This is a genomic window from Micromonospora sp. RV43, assembly GCF_001029515.1.
GTDB lineage: Bacteria > Actinomycetota > Actinomycetes > Mycobacteriales > Micromonosporaceae > Micromonospora > Micromonospora aurantiaca.
The window spans coordinates 15,436-35,501 of record NZ_LEKG01000065.1 but is presented as its reverse complement, the minus strand read 5'-3'; the positions used below and the strand labels follow the sequence as shown (position 1 = coordinate 35,501).

Below are 20,066 nucleotides of genomic sequence, written 5' to 3'. Positions count from 1 at the left end.
TCGGCGGGCCGAGCCGGTCGGCCATCCGCGGGTCGCCACCGCGCCCGGCCGGTGCGCCACCGCGCTCCTCCAGCTCGGCGAGCTGGCGCTCGACCCGGTCGAGGTGCAGGTCGACCTGCCACTCGTCGTAGCCGTTGAAGCGGACCCGGAAGACGACGTCGTGGACCTCCTGGGAGGCCACGGGCGCGCCGATCGGCTGGCCGTCGAGTGTCGCCTCGACCCGGTCCAGGAAGGCATCGACCTCGTCGACCTTGTAGCCCCGGCGGAGCGCCTTACGCCGGAAACGCTGACCCTGACTCGCCACTATGTCTCCTGGTCTCGTACCGCTACGCCGTTGCCGCGCGTGAGTCGCCGTCCGTGTCCCCGGCGGCGGCGAGCTGCCCACAGGCCCCGTCGATCTCGCGTCCCCGGGTGTCGCGCACCGTGGTCGACACCCCGGCGTCGCGCAACCGCCGGACGAACTCCCGCTCGACCGGCTTCGGGCTGGCGTCCCAGCGGCTGCCCGGAGTCGGGTTGAGCGGGATCAGGTTCACGTGGGCCAGCTTGCCGGCCAGTAGCCGCCCGAGCAGATCGGCTCTCCACGGCTGATCGTTCACGTCCTTGATCATCGCGTATTCGATGGACACGCGACGCCCCGTCGTGGCCGCGTAGTCCCACGCCGCGTCCAGCACCTCGGACACCTTCCAGCGCTGGTTGACCGGGACGAGTTCGTCGCGCAGCTCATCATCGGGGGCGTGCAGCGACAACGCAAGGGTCACCGAGAGGTCTTCGCTGGCCAGTCGGCGGATCGCCGGCACCAGACCGACGGTCGAGACGGTGATGTGTCGCTGCGACAGGCCCAGCCCCTCCGGCGCCGGGGCCACCAGCCGGCGGATCGCCGCCACCACCCGCGAGTAGTTCGCGAGCGGCTCGCCCATGCCCATGAACACCACGTGCGACAGCCGCGGCGGCGAACCGGCCACGACGCCGGACGCGGCCACCCCGGCCAGGTAGACCGCCTGGTCGACGATCTCGGCGGTGGACAGGTTGCGGGTCAGCCCGGCCTGGCCGGTGGCGCAGAACGGGCAGGCCATGCCGCAGCCGGCCTGGCTGGAGATGCAGACGGTCACCCGGTCCGGGTAGCCCATCAGCACGCTCTCCACCAGCGAGCCGTCGTGCAGCCGCCAGAGCGCCTTGCGGGTCGCGCCGTCGTCGCAGGCCAGCTCGCGGACCGGGGTCAGCAGCGTGGGCAGCAGCTCGCCCGCCAGCCGCTCCCGGGTCGCCGCCGGCAGGTCGGTCATCCGCTCCGGGTCGCGTACCAGGCGGCCGAAGTAGTGGTTGGAGACCTGCTTGGCGCGGAACGCGGGCTCACCCAGCTCGGCGACGAGCGCCTGCCGGCCCGGCAGGTCCAGGTCGGCGAGGTGGCGGGGAGGCATCGAGGGCCGGCGGCCGCGGGCGTCGGGGTCTACGGAGATCAGCGGAAGACTCGTCATGGCGCGTCCAGTCTGACACGCTCCCGCCCGGACGCACCCGTCCGTACGTGTCGAATCGCCCCCGGCCACCCGGCCCGCAGCGGGTCGCCGCCGTGACGCATGCCTCAGTTCACCACCGGGACGAAGACGGCGAGCAGCAGGTAGGCCACCGGCACGGCGAACAGAATCGAGTCGAGCCGGTCCATCAGGCCGCCGTGCCCGGGCAACAGGTTGCTCATGTCCTTGACGCCGAGATCCCGCTTGATCATCGACTCGGCCAGGTCACCGAGCACCGCCGAGACCGAGATCGCCATCCCGAACAACGCGCCCCACCAGGGCGCCACGTCGAACAACGCCCACAGCAGCGCCGCGCTGCCCGCCGCCGCGGCCGTCACCGAGCCGGCGAAGCCCTCCCAGGACTTCTTCGGGCTGATCGTCGGCGCCATCGGGTGCTTGCCGAAACTCACACCCGCGGCGTACCCGCCGGTGTCGGAGAGCACCACAGCCGCCAGCGTCACCAGCACCCGCAGGGCCCCGTCGTCGGGCGCCGCCGCGAGCATGGCCGCGAACCCGGCGAGGAACGGCACGTACACCGCGATCAGGGTGGCCGCGGTCAGGTCGCGCTGGTAGTTGCCGGGCCCGTCGCCCAGCCGCCAGATCATCGTGCCCAGCACCGTGACCAGCAGCCCGAGGCAGAGCGCGTCGGGGCCCGCGTACCAGGCCAGGCCCACTGTGATCACGCCACCGGCGACGAGCGGCGCCAGCGGCGGGTGGGCGCCGCTGCGGCGTACCGCGCGGGCCATCTCCCAGATGCCGATCCCCACAGCGGTCGCCAGCACGGCGAGGAACGCCGGCATGAAGAAGAACAGCGGCACCACGACCGCCGCGCCGAGGGCCACCCCGACGCCGATCGCGGCCGGCAGGTTGCGCCCCGCCCGGGACGTCTTCGGCACGGTGGTCGGCGGACGCTCGGCGCTCGCCCGTCGGCGTCCCGGCCCGCGGCGCCCGGCCGGCGGCTCCGAGGCGGGCTCGTCGCGTACCGCCGGGATCTGCTCGGTGGGCTCGTCGCGCACCGGCGCGATCTGCGCGGTCGGGTACTCGTCGTCGCGGGCGGGCTCACCCCACGGGCCGTCGTGGTCCGGCCCGGCGGGCCGCCCACGGTCGCCGGCCGGCGGTCCGTCGTACCGGCCCGGGCCGTCGTGGTGCCGCGAGGTCGTCGGGTACGGCCCGGCGTAGGTGTCGGATCCGGTGTACGTGTCCGGCGTCGCGTACGTGTCCGGACCGGCATACGGGTCCGGGGCTGCTCCGGGACGCGCGTAGGTGTCCGGCTCGGCGGGGTGGGTGTGCGCGGCCGGGCCGGGCCGCCAGGGGCCGGGCTCCAGATCGGTGTCCGGCCAGGGCAGGGCCGGGGCGGCCGGGCGGTCCCAGCCACGCGACTCGGTGTTGCCGTAGGGGTCGGGGTGGGACATCACGCACCGGCAGCCGGTACGAGAGCCACCACATGACGCAAGACCAAGACCATCCCCTACCGGCGTGAGACTTCCTGTTGACCGACCGACGGCCGGGCGATTCCCGCCGTTCACCCCGTGGTGGTCGGGAATCGTGCCGAGCCTACTGCACCCGCCGCGGCCCCGAGGGTGTGCGCCGCCGGGCACGACGACGGCACCGGGCCGCCGCCCGGGCGGGCGACGGCGGCGCGGTGCCGTGCGAGGTACGCGGGTGCTCAGACTTCGAGCAGCTCGCTCTCCTTGTGCTTGACCAGCTCGTCGACTCCTGCGACGAAGCGCTGGGTCAGGTCGTCCAGCTCCTTCTCCGCGCGCCGGCCCTCGTCCTCGCCGACCTCGCCGTCCTTGACCAGGCGGTCCAGCTCCTCCTTGGCCTTGCGGCGGATGTTGCGGACGGCGACCTTGGCCTCCTCGCCCTTCTGCCGGGCGACCTTGATCATGTCGCGGCGCCGCTCCTCGGTCATCTGCGGCAGGACGATGCGGAGCTGGTTGCCCTCGTTGTTCGGGTTGGCCCCGAGGTCCGAGTCGCGGATCGCCTTCTCCATGGCGCCCAGCTGCGAGTTGTCGTACGGCTTGATGATCACCATGCGCGGCTCGGGCACCGCGATGGACGCCATCTGGGGCAGCGGGGTCGGGCTGCCGTAGTAGTCGATGACGATCCGGGAGAACATGGCGGCGTTGGCGCGTCCGGTACGGATGCCGCCGAACTCCTCCTTGGCGTGCTCGATGGCACGCTCCATCTTCTCCTCCGCCTCGAGGAGGGTGTCGTCGATCACCGGTCTCCTCGCCTCCTTCTGTCGCTCGTCGTGTGTGGTGCGGGTGCTGCCGTGGCAGAGGGACCGCTGCCAGCCGGCGGGCCGGTCAGGCGGTGATCAGGGTGCCGATCTTCTCGCCGCCGACGGCCCGGACGATGGTGTCGTCGCCCTGGGCGCCGAAGACCAGCATCGGCAGGCCGTTCTCCATGCAGAGGCTGAACGCGGCGGCGTCGGCCACCCGCAGGTTACGGCGCAGCACCTCGGAGAAGGTGATGGAGTCGAGCTTGCTCGCGGTCGGGTCGATCCGGGGGTCGGCGGTGTAGACCGCGTCCACGCCGTTCTTGCTCATCAGCACCACGTCCGCGCGGATCTCCAGCGCCCGCTGGGCGGCCACCGTGTCGGTGGAGAAGTACGGCATGCCGGCGCCGGCGCCGAAGATGACCACGCGGCCCTTCTCCAGGTGCCGGATCGCGCGCAGCGGGATGTACGGCTCGGCGACCTGGGCCATCGTGATGGCGCTCTGCACCCGGGTCTCGATGCCCTCCTTCTCCAGGAAGTCCTGGAGGGCCAGGCAGTTCATGACCGTGCCGAGCATGCCCATGTAGTCGGCGCGGGCGCGGTCCATGCCGCGCTTCTGCAGCTCGGCGCCGCGGAAGAAGTTGCCGCCGCCGACCACCACCGACACCTGCACGCCGCGGCGTACCACTGTGGCGATCTGGCGGGCGATGCCCTGCACGACGTCGGGGTCGACTCCGATCGCGCCACCGCCGAAGACCTCACCGGAGAGCTTCAGCACCACCCGGCGGGACCGACCGGGCGGAGGGGCGGTCGGGTCCTCCGCCGCCAGGCTCCGGTCACTCACAACCTGCGTCATCCGCCCCGCCCCTTCTCCCCGCGCATCGCGCGAGCGTCGCGTACGTGCCCCTGCCGACCCTATGTGACGAGGAGGCCGCGGTGCCTGTCGCGTACACCGGCGGCCTCCTCGTCGACGTTCTCCCCTGTGCCCGGGCCGGACGGCCCGGTGCGGCGGCTCAGGCCTGGCCGACCTCGAACCGCAGGAAGCGGGTCACCTCGATGCCGGCGTCGGCCAGCACCTGCTTGACGGTCTTCTTGTTGTCGGCGACCGACGACTGCTCCAGCAGGACGAAGTCCTTGAAGAAGGCGTTGACCCGGCCCTCGACGATCTTCGGCAGCGCCGCCTCGGGCTTGTTCTCCTCGCGGGCGGTCTGCTCGGCGATGCGCCGCTCGGACTCGACGGTCTCGGCCGGCACCTCGTCGCGGGTGAGGTACTTCGGCCGCATCGCGGCGATCTGCATGGCCACGGCGCGCGCGTCGGCGTCCGCCGCCTCGTCCGACTTGCCGGTGAACTCGACCAGCACGCCGACCGCCGGGGGCAGATCCTGGCTCTTGCGGTGCATGTAGACCGCGGTGGTGCCGTCCAGCTTGGCGAAGCGGTTGAGCACCAGCTTCTCGCCGATCTTGGCGGACTGCTCCTGGATCAGGTCGGCCACGCTCTTGCCGTCGATGCTGCTGGCGAGCAGCTCCTCGGCGTTGGTGGCGCCGCTGGCCACGCCGTGCTCGACCAGCTGCTGGGCCAGCGCGATGAAGGCGTCGTTCTTGGCGACGAAGTCGGTCTCGCAGTTGAGCTCGAGCAGCGCCTGGCCGGAGTGGGCGATCAGGCCGTTGGCGGCGGTGCGCCCGGCCCGCTTGCCGACGTCCTTGGCGCCCTTGACGCGCAGGATCTCGACGGCCTTGTCGAAGTCGCCCTCGGCCTCGGTCAGCGCCTTCTTGGAGTCCATCATGCCGGCGCCGGTGAGGTCGCGGAGCTTCTTGACGTCCGCGGCGGTGAAGTTGGACATGACTCTCTCTTCGGTGTCAGTGAGGTGGTCTGGGGTGCTGGTTACCCGGTTCCGGGCCGGTTCTGCCCGGCGTACCCGTCACGCCCCCACCGCCGGGAATCGCCGACGGTGGGGACGCGACGGCGAGATCACTCCGCGGAGGCGGTCGCCGGCTGCTCGGCGGCAGGCGCGGCCGGCTCGGCGGCGGCGGCGGGCTGCTCGTCGGCCTTCTTCGGCTCCTCGAGCAGCTCGCGCTCCCACTCGGCCAGCGGCTCGTCCGCGCCGACCTGGCCGGCCTCAGGCTTCTCGTCCGCGCCCCGGTTGCGGCCGGAACGGGCGATCAGACCGTCGGCGACGGCGGCGGCCACGACCTTGGTCAGCAGCTCGGCCGAGCGGATGGCGTCGTCGTTGCCCGGGATCGGGAAGTCGACCTCGTCCGGGTCGCAGTTGGTGTCGAGCACCGCGATCACCGGGATGCCCAGCTTGCGGGCCTCGTCGACGGCGATGTGCTCCTTCTTGGTGTCGACGATCCACACCGCGGCCGGGAGCTTCTGCATGTCCCGCAGACCACCGAGGGTCTTGGTGAGCTTGATCTTCTCGCGGGAGAGCTGGAGCGTCTCCTTCTTGGTGTAACCGGCGGCGGTGCCGCTCAGGTCACCCAGGGCCTCCAGCTCCTTCATCCGCTGCAGCCGCTTGTACACGGTCTGGAAGTTGGTCAGCATGCCACCGAGCCAGCGGTGGTTGACGTACGGCTGGCCGACCCGGGTCGCCTGCTCGGCGATGGCCTCCTGGGCCTGCTTCTTGGTGCCGACGAACAGGATGCTGCCGCCACCGGCGACGGTGGTGCGGACGAACTCGTACGCCTTCTCGATGTAGTCGAGCGTCTGGCGCAGGTCGATGATGTAGATACCGTTGCGCTCGGTGAAGATGAAGCGCTTCATCTTCGGGTTCCAGCGGCGGGTCTGGTGCCCGAAGTGCACACCGCTTTCCAGCAGCTGACGCATGGTCACGACGGCCATGGTGGGTTACTCCTACGTTGTCCCTGGTTGTCCGTCCAGCCGGCGGCCGGACGCCTGGCGCCCGATCGCCGGCCAGGGTGGGCCCGATACGTCAGACCGGGACCAGGGAGGCCGTCGCCCCACGGAGGAGACCGTGGAGAGGGCACGCGAGGTCGACCGCACGAGGCGGTCGCCAGTCGACCAGTGTACGCGCCCTCTCCGCTGTACGACCTCCGGGTGCGGAGGCCGGCCTGATCGACTCCAGGTGCGCCTTGATCGGCCCCAGGAGCGCCTTGATCGACTCCAGGACGGCGAAGTGGCGGCGTCACCCTGTCGGTGACACCGCCACTACGGCGTACCGGGGCCGGGCCGTCTCAGCCCGCCGCGAGGGCGGCGGCGAGGAACAGCACCAGCCCGACGGTCAGGTACGCCGTCGGCGGGCGCAGCCAGCCCCGGCTGCCGTCGGCGAGCGCCAGCCCACCGGTGCGCAGCCCGTACAGGCCGGTGCCGAAGATCGGCAGGCCGACCACCAGGAAGATGCCCACCACCACGTGCGACGTCGACACCGGGTCGCCGAACAGGCCGTGCAGCAACACCCGTACCGCCGGCACCTCCAGCACCAGCACCATCACCGCCAGCAGCACCGCCAGCGCGGGGCGCCGGGTCCGGTAGACGCCGTCACCGGGCGGCGGCCCGTCCGGACGCGGCAGCACCGCGGGCATCGGGCCGGTCGGCATCTCCAGCGGATTCGGGGTCGCGGCCGGCTGGGCCGGGCCGCCCGGACGCTCACCGATCCGCAGCGGGGTGGCCTCGCCGGGGTTCAGCCGCGCCGCGGCGGTCGCGTCGGCTCCGCCGTCCGCGCCCGCGGTACCAGGCGCCGCCTCGACGACCGGGTAGCCGCCGATCGGGCTGAGCCGGGGTTTGTCGACGCCGCCGACAGCGCTGCGGGCGTCGACGCCGGCGCCACCGGCCGGGTCGCTGCCGTGGGCGATGAGGCCGTACGGGTCGGTGCCCGCCGGGGCCGCGCCGGTCAGCGGGGCGGTCGCCGGCGTACCGAGCGTGCTCGACAGCGGGTTGCCGTGCGCGGCGGTGCCGAGCGCGTCGACGCCGCTGCGGGACACCGCGCCGAGCGGGTCGGCCGCCGACTCGCGTGCCGCGCGACGGCCGGCGCGCGATCCGGGCAGCTCACCGGAGACCTCCGGGTCGTCCGGACGCTGCGACCGCCAGCTGCTCGTGTCGTCCACCAGCGGATCGGCGGCGGAGTACCGGCCCGGCTCGGCGTACCGGTTCTCACCGGCGCGCTGCTCGGGCGTGCGGTAGTCGTCGTCGCGGTAGCGGGGCTCGCCCGCGGCGCGCCAGTCCGACTCGTATCCCCGGTCGCCCCATCGCGACCCCTGCTCATCCTCGGAGTAGCTCCGTCGTCCGTCCACGACCGGCACGGTATGCGACGGGCACCAGCCGCGCCATTCGGGTCTCCTGGGGATCGGCCCAGGTCAGCACCGATGTCGCCGGGTCGCCAACGAGACACGGTCAGTAGCCGTAGGGCGTGAACGTCGGCGCGACGTCCGGGTACGGGAAGTCGTCGGGGAAGGCGGGCACCACCCACTCGCGGTTCAGCACGGCGACCAGGCTCCGTAGCAGATCGGGCCCATGATCGTCGTTCCGTCCACAAGCCCACCCCTGTCCACAGGCAACCGATCCGCGTCCCCCGCGACAGTGGCCTCCGGTCGCATCCTGGCCGGCATGACGAACCGGAACCGAGCCGTCGGGGCGTACGGCGAGCGGTGCGCGCTACGGCACCTGATCGAGACGGGCCTGCGCCCGGTCGCCCGAAACTGGCGCTGCCCCGAGGGCGAGATCGACATCATCGCCTGGGAGGGTCCGGTCCTCGCCATCTGCGAGGTCAAGACCCGCCGGAGCGAGCAGTTCGGCTCCCCCGCCGAGGCCGTCGTGCGGGCCAAGGCCCGCCGGCTGCGCGGCCTGGCCGCCCGCTGGCTCGCCGAGACCGGCACCACCGCCGCCGAGGTCCGCTTCGACGTGCTCTCCGTCCGGCTCCCGCTCACCGGCCCCGCCCGAGTCGAGCACCTCCGCGGCGCGTTCTGACATGGGGTACGCGAAGGTGCTGAGCGTCGGCCTGGCCGGAGTCGCCGGGCATCTCGTCGAGGTCGAGGCCGACCTGGCTCCCGGACTGCCCGCGGTGATCATCTCCGGTCTGCCGGACACCGCGTTGCACGAGGCGCGCGACCGGGTCCGCGCCGCGATCGTCAACTCCGGCCAGAAGTGGCCCAACCGCCGCATCACGCTCAACCTGCTCCCCGCCACCCTGCCGAAGTACGGCTCGGCGTTCGATCTCGCCATCGCGCTCGCCGTCCTGGCCGGCTCGGGCGAACTGCCACCGGTCGCCCTGGACGCCACAGTCGTGCTCGGCGAACTCGGCCTCGACGGCGCGGTACGCCCCGTCCGCGGCACGCTGCCGATGGTCGCCGCCGCCGCCCGCGCCGGGCACACCCGCGTCGTCGTACCCGCCGGCAACGCCGCCGAGGCGGCAGTCATCCCGGGCGTACGCGTGCACGCGGTCGACACGCTGCACCGGCTCGTCGCCCACGTCCGCGACGGCAGTCCGCTGCTCGCCCCACCCGCCCACGTCCCGGCCTGCGGCCCGGCCGGGCCCGACCTGGTCGACGTGGCCGGGCAGCCGCTCGGGCGGCGTGCCCTGGAGATCGCCGCCGCGGGGGGCCACCACCTCGCGCTGTTCGGTCCGCCCGGCGCCGGCAAGACCATGCTCGCCGAACGGCTGCCGTCGATCCTGCCCCAACTGGACGACGAGGCAGCCCTGGAGGTGACGGCGCTGCACTCGATCGCCGGCCTGCTGCCACCCGGTGGCGGGCTGCTGCGCCGTCCCCCGTTCCAGGCGCCGCACCACACCGCCACGGTGCCCGCGCTCGTCGGAGGCGGTTCCGGGCTGGCCCGGCCCGGCGCGGTGTCGCTCGCCCACCGTGGGGTCCTGTTCCTCGACGAGGCGCCCGAGTTCAGCAAGGGTGCGCTGGAGGCGTTGCGGCAGCCGCTGGAGAGCGGCCGGGTGCGGGTGGCGCGTACCCGGGGTGCCACCGAGTACCCGGCCCGCACCCAACTGGTGCAGGATTATGTACTTGCGAACGATGTTCGCGTAGGCTACGGCAGTGCCGATCTTGGGATGGAGAGTCCACTTCACCCGCCGACGACTGCTCACTCCGAAGGTGCCGAGACCTCTCCTACTGACCTTGCCGCTCGAAGAGATCAGGCCCTGGCTGGATGAGGAAGACATCCCCGACCGCTTGCCGTGCCTCATCGCACCTGACGGCACATTCGACCTGGAGCTGAACCGGTACTTCCTTCAGGTACACCTGATGGCCGCTTCGGAGAACACGCAGGCGGCAGTGGCCTACGACCTGGCGAACTTCTTTACCTTTCTCTGGCGTAATCGTCAGCCGCTGGGATGTCGTTCGTGGCGTGACGCCACGTCGGAGGATCGGGCGGCCTATAAACGGTGGCGGCGTACGGATGTCAACGGCCCGGGGGTGAAGGGGTCGACGTTCGCGCGTGAGGTGGCGACGGTCAACCAGTTCTATCGCTGGGCGGTGAAGCGTGGGTTGATCGCGCAGAACCCGATTGAACAACGGCAGGCGCGACACCGGGCCGGACGGCGGCCGACGGCGGAGTTGACCCCGGCCGAGGTGCCGAGGGACGCCCACCGCGACGATCTCGAATGGCTGCCACCTCACTCGTACCGCCGCTGGCGTGACGTCGGCGTTCGCGGCTACCTGGGCACCGGGCTGCGGGACCGGTCGTTTCGAGGACGAAACGCATCGCGCAACGCCACGTTCTGTGACGTCATGGTCCGGACCGGCCTGCGGTTGGCCGAGCAGGCCAGCCTGACCCTGTTCGACGTTCCCGATGTCCAGCCACACATGGCCTACAGACGCACCCGCTTGCCCTCAGCCATTGCCAAGGGAGGCTCGGGACGAAAGATCTACGTGCCGACGTCGGTGCTGCGGGACGTGTGGGACTACATCCAATTCGATCGAACGGACGTGGTTGAGCGGGCCAGGGCGCGGGGCACATACGAGCGAATTGAGGACGCGCTGATCATCGAGGATCCCCAGGGGGCGTTGCTGCCTCCCGATCAGCTGGACGGGCGGCCGATCCCAGTGGGGGCGCTGCGTCCTAGCGATCGTCGCCGCCTCTTGATACGTACCGAGCAGGGCTTGGAGCCGGCGGCACTGTGGTTAACCGAATCCGGCCTGCCCATGACGACCTCCGGCTGGCAGACGATATTCGACGAGGCAAACGATCGCTGCAAGCGGCGCGGCGAGGCACTTCGCTGCCATCCGCACCTGCTACGGCACACCTACGCGGTGGTCACCTTGGAACAGTTGCAGCGCGAGCACATTCGCGAGCTGGCCGGCATGTCGGCCGCGCAGCGGACCACCTACGAGATGGTGTTCGGCGACCCGCTGGACTGGGTACGGCGCCGCCTCGGGCACCAGTCCATAGAGTCCACACTCATCTACCTGCACACGCTCAACGAGCTGGCAATGGAGACCCGCTTGGCGCTAGTGCCGACCGACTGGGAGAAGGCGGACTATTCTCTTGCCGAATCGGGCGCGGACGATGCGGCCGTGGAGTTAGTGCGGTGAGCGTCCGGGCCGCGACCAGGAAGGGCCGGCATGCCGCGTTACCATCCGGCGCCTACGAGCCTGACGACCTGGTGCAGGACACGCCGGCTGGCGCGGAGGTGCTGTTCGAGGGCGAGGACGGCCGTCGCCGGCTGTTTCGCTTCACTGGTCTACCTATTGTCGGACTGCACCCAGCCTTGGCCGCGGGGTTCGCCGCAGCGACCGGTCCGGCCGGATCCCGGCGAACACGCAGCAGCGCCGAGCACCTGTGGGGCACCGTAGTACGGCTGCTTAAGTTCCTGGACAAGCTGCCGATGCCACCCCGGGCGCTGTCTCAACTAACTGCGGAGCACTTGGAGGGTTTCTACCGTGAGCGGTTGATCCGGCTGGCGAACCCCCGCACGGCAGGCGGCGACGTTTCGGGCGTCAGGACCGTACTGATGCAGGTGCGGCCCACGGCGCAGCTCCGCGATGACGCACTCATCTGGTTGGAGCAGCGCAGGGGTACGCGCCGCCGCGTTGACGTCGACGGCGGATACTCCGATCGGGAGTTCACTGCGATCATGGCCGCCGCCCGGTCCGACGTCGCCGAGTTACGCCGTCGGCTGAGAACAGGTTGGGCGCTGGCCGACGCCTATCGCCGCGATCCCGGCTCAGTAGCTGCCGAGCAGTCCAGCCTTGCCGCCAGGTTGGCGGACATCGCGACCACGGGCAAAGTCCCGCTCATCCGCATGGCGGCCGCGCACGGCCTCGCCGATCGGGCCGCGATGATCGGCCTCGCCCAGCACCTGTTCGTGGTAGAACGCGACCTGACGCCGATGCTGGTGCTCGCGGTGGGGTTGTCCGGCCGGAACGCGGAGACGATCAAGGACCTCTCGGCCGAACACACGGTGCTGGAGCAGCGGGCCGTGCGCGTTCAGTTGACCAAGCGGCGGCGCGGTCCCAGCCGTACGTTCGAAACGGTGCACTGGGAGGTCGGGCGTCCCAGCGCCCAGCTTCGCACGCCCGGCGGCCTTTACTTGCTCTTCGAGATGTTGATGGGGCCTGGCCGCTCGTTCAGTGGCACCGACTCGTTGTGGTCGATTTGGGTCTGGCGCAACGGTCACGTCGGGCCCTTCGACCGGGCGCTGGCGAGAGGTGCGGGGACACAGACCTGGGCAACCAGCCATGGACTGGTCGGTGACGATGGGATGCTGCTTCGAATCAACCTGCCGAGGCTGAAGAAGACCGTAGACGTGCGTACCACTCGCGCGATCGGCGGGCACTTGCCGTCGTCGACGCGCAGCAACAGCATGCAGGTGCTGTTCACGCACTACCTGCGCGGCGATGCATCGGTGCGGGAGTGGGGCGCCGACGTGGTCACCGGCGCCCTGGTCGACGCCGAGCACAACGCGGTGCAGGCGCACGCCCGGGTGCTGGCCACAGCAGGAGATGTGGAGGATCCCTCGAACGTCGCGGCCGGCCTGAACATTTCGATCGACCAGGCGCAGCGGCTGATCGACGGTGACCTGAACACCGCCTTCGCCGCATGCCAGGACATCGAGCACAACCCCGTTGACAACAAGCGCTGCAACCTGTCGTTCCTGCTCTGCCTGTCCTGCCCCAACGCACTGGTCACTCCGGCACACATCCCTGCCTTGAAGGGGCTACTTGGTTGGCTGTCCGAGCAGCGCGAGCGACTGGCCGAGGAGATCTGGTGGCAACGCTTCGGGCTGACCTGGTTCGCCATCACCCAGCACATCCGCCCGAAGTTCACCCCAGCCGAGTGGGAGACCGCACCCGTCGACCCTGACGTGGAGGAGTTGTTGGACGTGCTCGACGGACCGCGGGAGCAAGCGTGACGACACCGGCGCGCCTCATCGCCCCGCCGGCGGCCTTCGTGCTGCACGGACGCCCGCTGCGCGCCGGCGTCGACCTGGAAACAACCTCGACGTTCACCGACGACGTCTGGGACCTGGAGCCGGCCAATCACCAGGCTCATAGCCGCCGCTGGATCCTCAACTTCCAGTCGCTACCCGCCGCGTTCCGCCCGGTGGCCAAGGAACTGTTCCTGGAACTGCTGGCCAGCCCGCGCTGCACCGAGCACGACCGGCTATCCCTGAGCACCATCCGCGGAATATTCAGTCGGGTGAAGAAATTCCTCACCTGGGTCGATGAGAACCACCCCGGGCCGCTGCAAGCGTTGACCGGCGGCCAGTTGCTCGGCTACGTGAGTTGGCTGCAGCGCCAACCGATAATGCCCGAAAAGCGTGGTGGGCACCGTAGCGCCGTTCGCCTGTTCTGGATCCACCGCGCCTGGCTCACTACTGATTGTCTCGCGATTGACCCGCAAGGTCTACCCGACTGGGATGCCGAACCCAGCCGGGCGCGCCGGAGCGAGAACAGCACCGACCGCATCCCGGAAGAAGTGATCTCGCCGCTGTTGGTCTGGGCGCTGCGATGGGTCCAGGACTTCAGCGCCGATATCCTGGCGGCTCGTGAGCAATGGTGGGCGCTGCACCTCAACGGTCCCCGCCATCGGGGCACCTACCGGCCCCGCTCCTCCTACGGCGACACGCAACGCCGCTTGGCCAAGTTGCTGGCGCGTTACCGCGCCGATGGCCGTCCGCTGCCCGGCAGGCCCGACGGTGGCGTCAATGGTCTGTTTCTCGCCCGACAGATCGACCGTCCACACTCAATGCTGCGGTCTGCGGCGGTGCGGCAACTGATCACGGACACTGCCGCCCAGGTGGGGATCGCCGACGACGCCTACCTGGACACGACGATTCACGGACTGTTGGACGGCGAACCGTGGCTGCCCCGCATCCGCTACGCCGAGGTCCCGCACCTGAGCAGGCTGCTGCACGTCGCCTGCTACATCGTCATCGCCTACCTGTCAGGGATGCGCGACAGCGAGGTCAAGCACCTGCGCCGCGGGTGCCTCGGGCGCAAGCGTGACAGCGACGGCAGCACCTACCGCCGCACACTCACCAGTCAGGCCTTTAAGAACGAAGGGCAGCCTGAGGGCGTCACCGCCGCCTGGGTGGTCGGCGCACCGGTCGAGCGGGCCATCAAGGTGCTCGGGCAGTTGCTGCCCGACAACCACGTCTACTTGTTTTCCTGCCTACCCGGCTCGCTGGGCTTCCGCGGCGACTCGCCGACCTCCGCGATGACCACCTCGCAGACCAACAAGTCGATGGCCGACTTCGTCGAGTGGGTCAGCACCTACTGCCGTCGACACCAGCGGCCGGACGCAATCCCGCTGGTCCGCAAACAGCGGTGGCGGCTGAGCACCAGCCAGTTTCGGCGGACTCTGGCCTGGTTCATCGCCCGCCGTCCGGGCGGCTCCATCGCTGGCGCGATCCAGTACCGGCACCAGAGCATTCAGATGTTCGAGGGATACGCCGGAACCTCGGACTCCGGATTCCGTGCTGAGGTTGAGGCCGAACAGAGCCTGGAACGCGGGGAACGTCTCCTTGCAATGATTGACGGCCACCACCACATCGACCTACGGGGGCCGGCCGCCGAAGAAGCTCAGATGCGAATGGAGATCTTCGCGAGTAAGACCGGCTATGCCGGCAGTGTGGTGATCGACCCGAAACGTCTGGCCAGGATCATGAAGCGGGACGACCCCAAGATCTATTTCGGAAAGTTCGTTACCTGTGTCCACAATCCCGACAGAGCCCTCTGTAGCCGACAGGACTTCGAAGGCAATGCGACCGGGCTGCCCGACCTGGGCACCTGCCAGCCGTTGCGTTGCCGCAATGTCGCCCTCAGCAACGACAACACCCACGCCCTGGCCAGACAGCTCGACCGCCTAGACGTGCTACTGGTGCGACACGAGGTTTTGCCGCCCTACGTCTCGCACAGGTTGCGTCAACAGCGCGAGGACCTGGCGGCGCTGCTCGCCGCCGGTATAAACGATCAGAGGAACCTATGAGAGGCGTTTCCTTACCATCGGTGCACGACGTTGAGAAGGTCGCTGAGGCACTCCTGACCGCCCATCGCGACGGCGGCCCCTACCCCACGGTCACCGCCCTGGCCAAGCGAGTCGACCTCAACCGCACCACCTTCTACCGGCACTTCGAGGCACAGGCCGAAACCATGCTGGAGGCCGCTCGGCGCCAGCACACCGACGGTCGCCAGCGGCACCGCCCGCCGCGTGACGACTCTCGTGACAACCAGTTGCGTAGCCTACGGGAGGAAAACGAAAATCTTCGGCGCCACATTGAGATCTACGAAGAACACCTACGGATGCTCACAGTCGAGAACTCCCGGCTCCGTGAACAAGTTGAAGCCGCCGCCAAGGTAACCCGGATCGGATCGAGAGCACCCCGCCGGGCTCTAAGTAGCGGTCCAGACGAATGAGCTGCCGGGCCGAGTGCAACAGCTGGGTTGGACTTCTACGCGACGAACCCCTCGAACCAGCTGAGCTCGTCCTCGATTGCAGAGGCCAGGCCGCCTCGCCCAAGGTCGCTGTCCGGGTCTGCAAGTACGGTGCGGATGCTGTTTGCAACGAAATGCGTGGAACCGAATAGAGCGTTTTTTAGATGCTCGCGCCCGTTGTTGATCGCTCCGACGTCTGTGAAGCAGGGATCGCCGTCCCGGCCGGTCAGGTGGGTCAGGGCATTGCGTGTCTTTCTGAAGTCCTCCCAGATGCCCGAGAGCTCGCGCCACATCGACTCCGCCATGTACGTGCGGACCAGCGCCATGAGCTGGTTCAGGCTTGACGCTAGGTTCGGGTTCGCCTGCGGCGCCAACCCCTCGGCGATGCCGGCGCATCTCCAGAGAACCGAGGTAGCGACAACCTCCGGCCACGGCTCATCCCGCTCGCCAAGGTCGACGAGGTGGTGTACGAGCCCTTCGTAGGCCATGCGCACATTGAGGTCCGGTGGGTCTTCGGCGAACACGACCGGCAACTCTCGGTCGTACTTGCCGTGGACGGCACCGAGCGTCCAGGCGACAACTGCCGGTTGCCCCTCTGGTCCGTCGGGCAGAGAGTCACCGACCGACGCCTTGCGCAACTCCTCGCGAGCGCGACGCCGAAGCACGCGAGAGAACTCTGCGGCGTCCCCACGCAGGACGCTGAGCAGCCATGTAGCGAGATCCGCATGGTGAGATGGCAAGCCTTCGTGGATCTCCTCCACGTTGTCCAGAGTAAGCCGGTACTGCCAGAGGCGTCGGTACGACTGTGCCATGTCGGCAAGCCAGGAGGCGTCGCGGTCGATGAGGTTCAGGCGTGGCTCCAGCTCCGCGGCCCTATCACGTTCGGCCAGCATCGCGTACAGCTCGACATAGACGGGAGGCGCGAGAGCACAGGTCAGCTCCACAGCAACTGCTCCAGCCGCTCGGCCAGCGGCAGGGGCATCACCGGCCTCGGCTGTGGCATCGCCACGGAGCTGAGCACGTTCTCGGGCACTGGGAACTTCCGCAGCAGCGCGGGGGTGAGACGTGGGATCAGCCCTTGGACGAGGGATGCGCGTAGCTCCTGCGCGGACTCCGAGCTGAGGTACGACGCGAGCGCTTGCGCCAAGGCAGGACTATTGGGTCGAATGACGAGGACACCCTGGCCGGCAAGGCACTCCTCTTCGTTGACGGAAACCCGCCCGCGAAGGCCCACCTCGACGATGACGATGTCGCCTGGATGTATCCGAGGAGCAGCGTCGACAGTGGCCCACATGCGCACATTGCGGCCATCGACAGAGAGTCCTTGGCGGACGGGGAGGGTGTCAGGCCGGGGCGTCGAAAAATATGAACGTGGTCGGCGCCCGGACGCGACCTCAGCGAGGTCACCGAGCGGTATCCCCTCTTCGAGCAGGGAGGGGTTTCGGAGGGATAGTTGGGCATGCCAATCCCCTGTCGCGGCCAAGGTAGCCACCCGCCACCAACTCGAGGCGACGTTGGCATTCTCCTCGATGGCAGGAACGTTGTCGGACATGGACCGCAATGCAGGAAGAGCCCCGGTCAAGTCGGCTGGTAGCGGCACAGGAGTCGCCAGCAGGGCCGCCGGCGTTAAGCGCTTCAGGGTTCCTCCGGTTGTCGACCCCTCACGTACCCGAACGCCAGTGGCCGACGACAGGCATGCCCACAGCCAAGTTCCGGTCCACGGCTGCAAGGGGCGAAGGGCGATAAAGGCGTCACTGAAGGAAAGACCCTCGTGGCCTCTCTTGAGCAGCAACGCAGGCCCTCGGCCGGTGACCGGTACGAGTAGATCTCCTACCTGCAAGGCGTCGACAGCTTCACCAAGAAGCCGAACGGAACCGGTGAAGTCACGCCGTGTTTGTCGGACGGAGCCGCTGAGTGGGTTGATCCCTCCAGGGGTAACCACCGGCTGACTCGGCTGCGCAGGAACCGCACCGCCGACGACGGACACCAAATCTCTGAGTGCCGCGAGCGGACCCAAGCCGCGCCAAACTTCCTCTGCAGATGGGCGCAGCAGAGCAGACGGATCCCAAGACCCTTCAGAAGGCAGGCGCAGTATGGCAGACGTCATCAGGCCAGCTCCGCGTCGTGGTACTGATCGCCGAGGTGAGCCAGGAGAGCGCGGAAAACCGCCCCGTCAGGAGCAAGCTGCTCCTTCCAGTCCTGCTCCAGCTGGGCAACAAAGGTATCTCCGGGCTCTTCTGCCGCCAAGACGACGAGCGTGCTGGGCACTTTCATCCCGAGAAGCGAGCCGCTAGGTAGCCCGATGAGCGCGGCGACGCGTGCGCGCGACGCGAGGTGCCGTCGGTACCGCAACGAGGCGCCGCTGCGGAAGGTCCAACCGCGCGTGAGCTGCAGGACGGCTCGGCCCCGCGGCTCGAGGGCGCGCAGGCAGACGTCGATGCTGCTCAGCTCGCCGTCGGTGGTGGTGGCACCGTTGCTGAGTTCGAACGGCTTCTCAAGGCGCAGGCCCACGGGCGGCTGACTGATGACGCGGTCGCACATTGGCAGTGCTGCGGCGAATGAGTCGCTCTGCTCAACGGTCATAGGCACGGGCGACAGTCGCGCCATCGCGCCGGCTGTGGCGAGGACACCGGCGTTGATGTCCCTGCCAAGTAGGTGTGCCTGGCGGCCGACGTCGCGTAGCAGATCGGCGACGTGCCACAGCAGAGAGCCGCTGCCGCAAAACGGGTCCAGATAGACGCTCCCCTCGCTGCCAGCGATTCGGGCCATGGCCGAAGCGACGGACTGTGCAGTGAGCAGCTCGGATCCGCCTGCATGTTGACCGAGAACACGAACCGTGAGGTGTTGCAGCACTGCCCACAGAACGTCTGGGTCAACGGAGACGTTGTCCGGCCCGAGCGTCAGGCCGCCCTCCTCGGAGAGCGACAGCAGGAAGTCATCGAGAGACTCCTTCGTCCGAAGCCGGCGCTGCCCCCGCTCCCGTTCCGCCCAAGCCCAAAAAGCAGACGAAAGTAGGCGCTTGGCCACGTCTCGATCCTTGAGCCGGCCCGTGGCATGGTGCTCAACGGGCTCAGGACCGTCGGTCAGCGTAAGCCTCCTCAGGCCTGAATCAGCCGCGAACCAGGAGCTCCCGGTAAAGACGTAATGCCGACGGGTGGCGAGCTCCGATCGCGCCCGCGCAAGGATCTCAAGCGCATCGTCGGCGAGGCCCTCGTCGAATGGCCTCTTCGCCTCTACAACAGCATCCGGCTTCAGGCGGCCAGACTCGTCCACGGCGTACCCGACGACGTCAAAGCGGCCGGCATCGGTCGTCACCAGCGGGTAGCCGGCCGCCCGAAGCGCCTCCTCGGCGGCCCGTGTCAGCGACTGATCGGGGCGAGGCTTGGTCACGTCATGACTCCTCAACTGCATGAGCAAAGCCACATAGGGTGACGCACTTTTCGTCCCGAGTCAAGTCAGCCGGCAAAGCGCCTCAAGGCGGCCGCTGGTTGGGCCCCGGCGAGTAGTGCGGAAGCGCCAGGTCCGCTCCGCACCGTCCACGGCGCCGGGCGCTGGCCGAGGCCAGCTGACCGCGGAAACGTCGTAGCCCGATCGTACGCTCCAGACAAATCCCGGCGGCGCCTGCCGGCGCCCGGGGGCCGGCCGACTGGAACCCTATTGAGGAGTTGACATCAACGAGCCGACTCGTCCCTGCTCGGGCTGCGACGGCCGTATTCCGCTCATGCCGAGGAATCGCCGCTACTGCTCCCGGCTCTGCTCGAAGAGGGCCTCGGACGAGCGCCTCAAAGCTGCGGTGGGCAGCGTTCCCAGGACCTGCCGGCACTGCGGTAAGGACATCTCCGACCGCGCGCCGCAGACTCGGTTCTGCAACCGCGAGTGCTCGCGGAAGGCCAGGCCGAAGTGCACCTTCTACGGCTGCATCCTGCCGATTGACTACGACGAGCTGTGCAGGACGCACATCGCCCAGCGTGAGGCCGGCAAGGAGCTGACTCCGATCAAGTACGCTCGAGACGTGGGTGCCGTCCTGGCGCGCGACCGGCTCGGCCGCAAAGAGTGCCCCACGTGTGAGACCTGGAAGCCGATCGGCGAGTTCGGTAGGTACGCCAAGACGGCAGATGGACTCGCCAGTCGTTGCAAGGTCTGCCAAGCGACGAACCACCGTAGGGTCACGTACAGCATGACCGCTGAGCGCTACGAGCAGATGCTGGCCGATCAGGGCGGCCTGTGCGCCCTCTGCAAGGATCCGCCCGGCAAGCGCGCCCTGTCGATCGACCATGACCATCGGTGCTGTCCCGGCCGGTCGCGCTCGTGCGGGAAATGCATCCGCGCACTGCTGTGCGGCAAGTGCAACGTGGCCATCGGCCTGATGCGCGACAACGCCGAGTTGCTGCGCGCCGCCGCGGACTACGTGACCACCTTCGAGTGCGCACGCGAGTTGGAGCTCGCCGCCCAAGGCGCCGTGTAGCGGTTCCAGGTTCCACCAGCAGCGGCGTGATGGC

At 69.2% G+C, this 20,066-nt stretch carries 17 protein-coding genes and 1 pseudogene; 7 read left to right on the top strand and 11 right to left on the bottom strand.

Features of this window, described 5'->3' with window-relative positions; translation table 11 throughout:
• From ABD52_RS17455 to ABD52_RS17420, 8 genes are all read right to left on the bottom strand, one after another.
• Positions 1-304: DivIVA domain-containing protein (locus ABD52_RS17455; protein ID WP_047892513.1), on the bottom strand; the 304-nt coding region annotated here is incomplete at its 3' end.
• A gap of 22 nt (positions 305-326) precedes the next feature.
• Positions 327-1,472: a 23S rRNA (adenine(2503)-C(2))-methyltransferase RlmN gene (gene rlmN / locus ABD52_RS17450; RefSeq protein ID WP_013284610.1), complete on the bottom strand. Its 1,146-nt coding sequence runs from the start codon at positions 1,470-1,472 to the stop codon at positions 327-329.
• A gap of 104 nt (positions 1,473-1,576) precedes the next feature.
• Positions 1,577-2,920 carry a phosphatidate cytidylyltransferase gene (locus ABD52_RS17445; protein WP_047892512.1) on the bottom strand — a complete coding sequence of 448 codons (1,344 nt, stop codon included), beginning with the start codon at positions 2,918-2,920 and terminating at the stop codon, positions 1,577-1,579.
• A gap of 254 nt (positions 2,921-3,174) precedes the next feature.
• A complete protein-coding gene (gene frr, locus ABD52_RS17440) occupies positions 3,175-3,732 on the bottom strand; it encodes a ribosome recycling factor (RefSeq protein ID WP_013284608.1) in 558 nt (185 codons plus the stop codon).
• Positions 3,733-3,817: 85 nt separating this feature from the next.
• Positions 3,818-4,585 carry a UMP kinase gene (gene pyrH, locus ABD52_RS17435; protein WP_013284607.1) on the bottom strand — a complete coding sequence of 256 codons (768 nt, stop codon included), beginning with the start codon at positions 4,583-4,585 and terminating at the stop codon, positions 3,818-3,820.
• 157 nt (positions 4,586-4,742) lie between these two features.
• The gene (gene tsf, locus ABD52_RS17430; RefSeq protein ID WP_013284606.1) at positions 4,743-5,570 is read right to left on the bottom strand and encodes a translation elongation factor Ts; all 828 of its coding nucleotides are present in this window, start codon (positions 5,568-5,570) and stop codon (positions 4,743-4,745) included.
• A 128-nt stretch (positions 5,571-5,698) separates the two neighbouring features.
• The gene (gene rpsB / locus ABD52_RS17425; RefSeq protein ID WP_013284605.1) at positions 5,699-6,568 is read right to left on the bottom strand and encodes a 30S ribosomal protein S2; all 870 of its coding nucleotides are present in this window, start codon (positions 6,566-6,568) and stop codon (positions 5,699-5,701) included.
• 353 nt (positions 6,569-6,921) lie between these two features.
• Complete coding sequence (locus ABD52_RS17420; RefSeq protein ID WP_225319799.1) at positions 6,922-7,977, bottom strand: hypothetical protein; 1,056 nt, start codon at positions 7,975-7,977, stop codon at positions 6,922-6,924.
• Between the two features lie 313 nt (positions 7,978-8,290).
• Here ABD52_RS17420 and ABD52_RS17415 point away from each other — a divergent pair, with 313 nt between their 5' ends.
• From ABD52_RS17415 to ABD52_RS39130, 6 genes and pseudogenes are all read left to right on the top strand, one after another.
• Positions 8,291-8,650 (top strand): YraN family protein, encoded by a 360-nt coding sequence (locus ABD52_RS17415; protein WP_030269908.1) that lies wholly within the window; start codon positions 8,291-8,293, stop codon positions 8,648-8,650.
• 1 nt (position 8,651) lies between these two features.
• Positions 8,652-9,683 (top strand): annotated as a pseudogene (locus ABD52_RS39135) (YifB family Mg chelatase-like AAA ATPase); the annotation flags it as partial.
• Positions 9,684-9,807: 124 nt separating this feature from the next.
• A complete protein-coding gene (locus ABD52_RS17405; protein WP_047892510.1) occupies positions 9,808-11,223 on the top strand; it encodes a site-specific integrase in 1,416 nt (471 codons plus the stop codon).
• Complete coding sequence (locus tag ABD52_RS17400) at positions 11,220-13,043, top strand: hypothetical protein (protein ID WP_047892509.1); 1,824 nt, start codon at positions 11,220-11,222, stop codon at positions 13,041-13,043. Before ABD52_RS17405 ends, ABD52_RS17400 begins: the two co-directional genes overlap by 4 nt.
• Positions 13,040-15,121, top strand: a complete 2,082-nt coding sequence (locus ABD52_RS17395; RefSeq protein WP_047892508.1) for a hypothetical protein — start codon at positions 13,040-13,042, stop codon at positions 15,119-15,121. The genes ABD52_RS17400 and ABD52_RS17395 overlap by 4 nt, the downstream gene beginning before the upstream one ends.
• A gap of 20 nt (positions 15,122-15,141) precedes the next feature.
• Positions 15,142-15,549 (top strand): hypothetical protein, encoded by a 408-nt coding sequence (locus tag ABD52_RS39130; protein WP_152748263.1) that lies wholly within the window; start codon positions 15,142-15,144, stop codon positions 15,547-15,549.
• A 35-nt stretch (positions 15,550-15,584) separates the two neighbouring features.
• On the opposite strand, the gene ABD52_RS17385 is transcribed toward ABD52_RS39130, so the two are convergent.
• From ABD52_RS17385 to ABD52_RS17375, 3 genes are all read right to left on the bottom strand, one after another.
• Positions 15,585-16,511 carry a hypothetical protein gene (locus ABD52_RS17385; RefSeq protein WP_047892506.1) on the bottom strand — a complete coding sequence of 309 codons (927 nt, stop codon included), beginning with the start codon at positions 16,509-16,511 and terminating at the stop codon, positions 15,585-15,587.
• Positions 16,502-16,714, bottom strand: coding sequence for a hypothetical protein (locus ABD52_RS39125; protein ID WP_152748262.1), 213 nt, complete (start codon positions 16,712-16,714; stop codon positions 16,502-16,504). Before ABD52_RS39125 ends, ABD52_RS17385 begins: the two co-directional genes overlap by 10 nt.
• Positions 16,715-17,673: 959 nt before the next feature.
• A complete protein-coding gene (locus ABD52_RS17375; RefSeq protein WP_161801635.1) occupies positions 17,674-18,957 on the bottom strand; it encodes an N-6 DNA methylase in 1,284 nt (427 codons plus the stop codon).
• Positions 18,958-19,360: 403 nt separating this feature from the next.
• Between ABD52_RS17375 and ABD52_RS38305 the strand changes: the two genes are divergently transcribed.
• Positions 19,361-20,032 (top strand): endonuclease VII domain-containing protein, encoded by a 672-nt coding sequence (locus ABD52_RS38305; protein ID WP_053065407.1) that lies wholly within the window; start codon positions 19,361-19,363, stop codon positions 20,030-20,032.
• Positions 20,033-20,066: the final 34 nt, after the last annotated feature.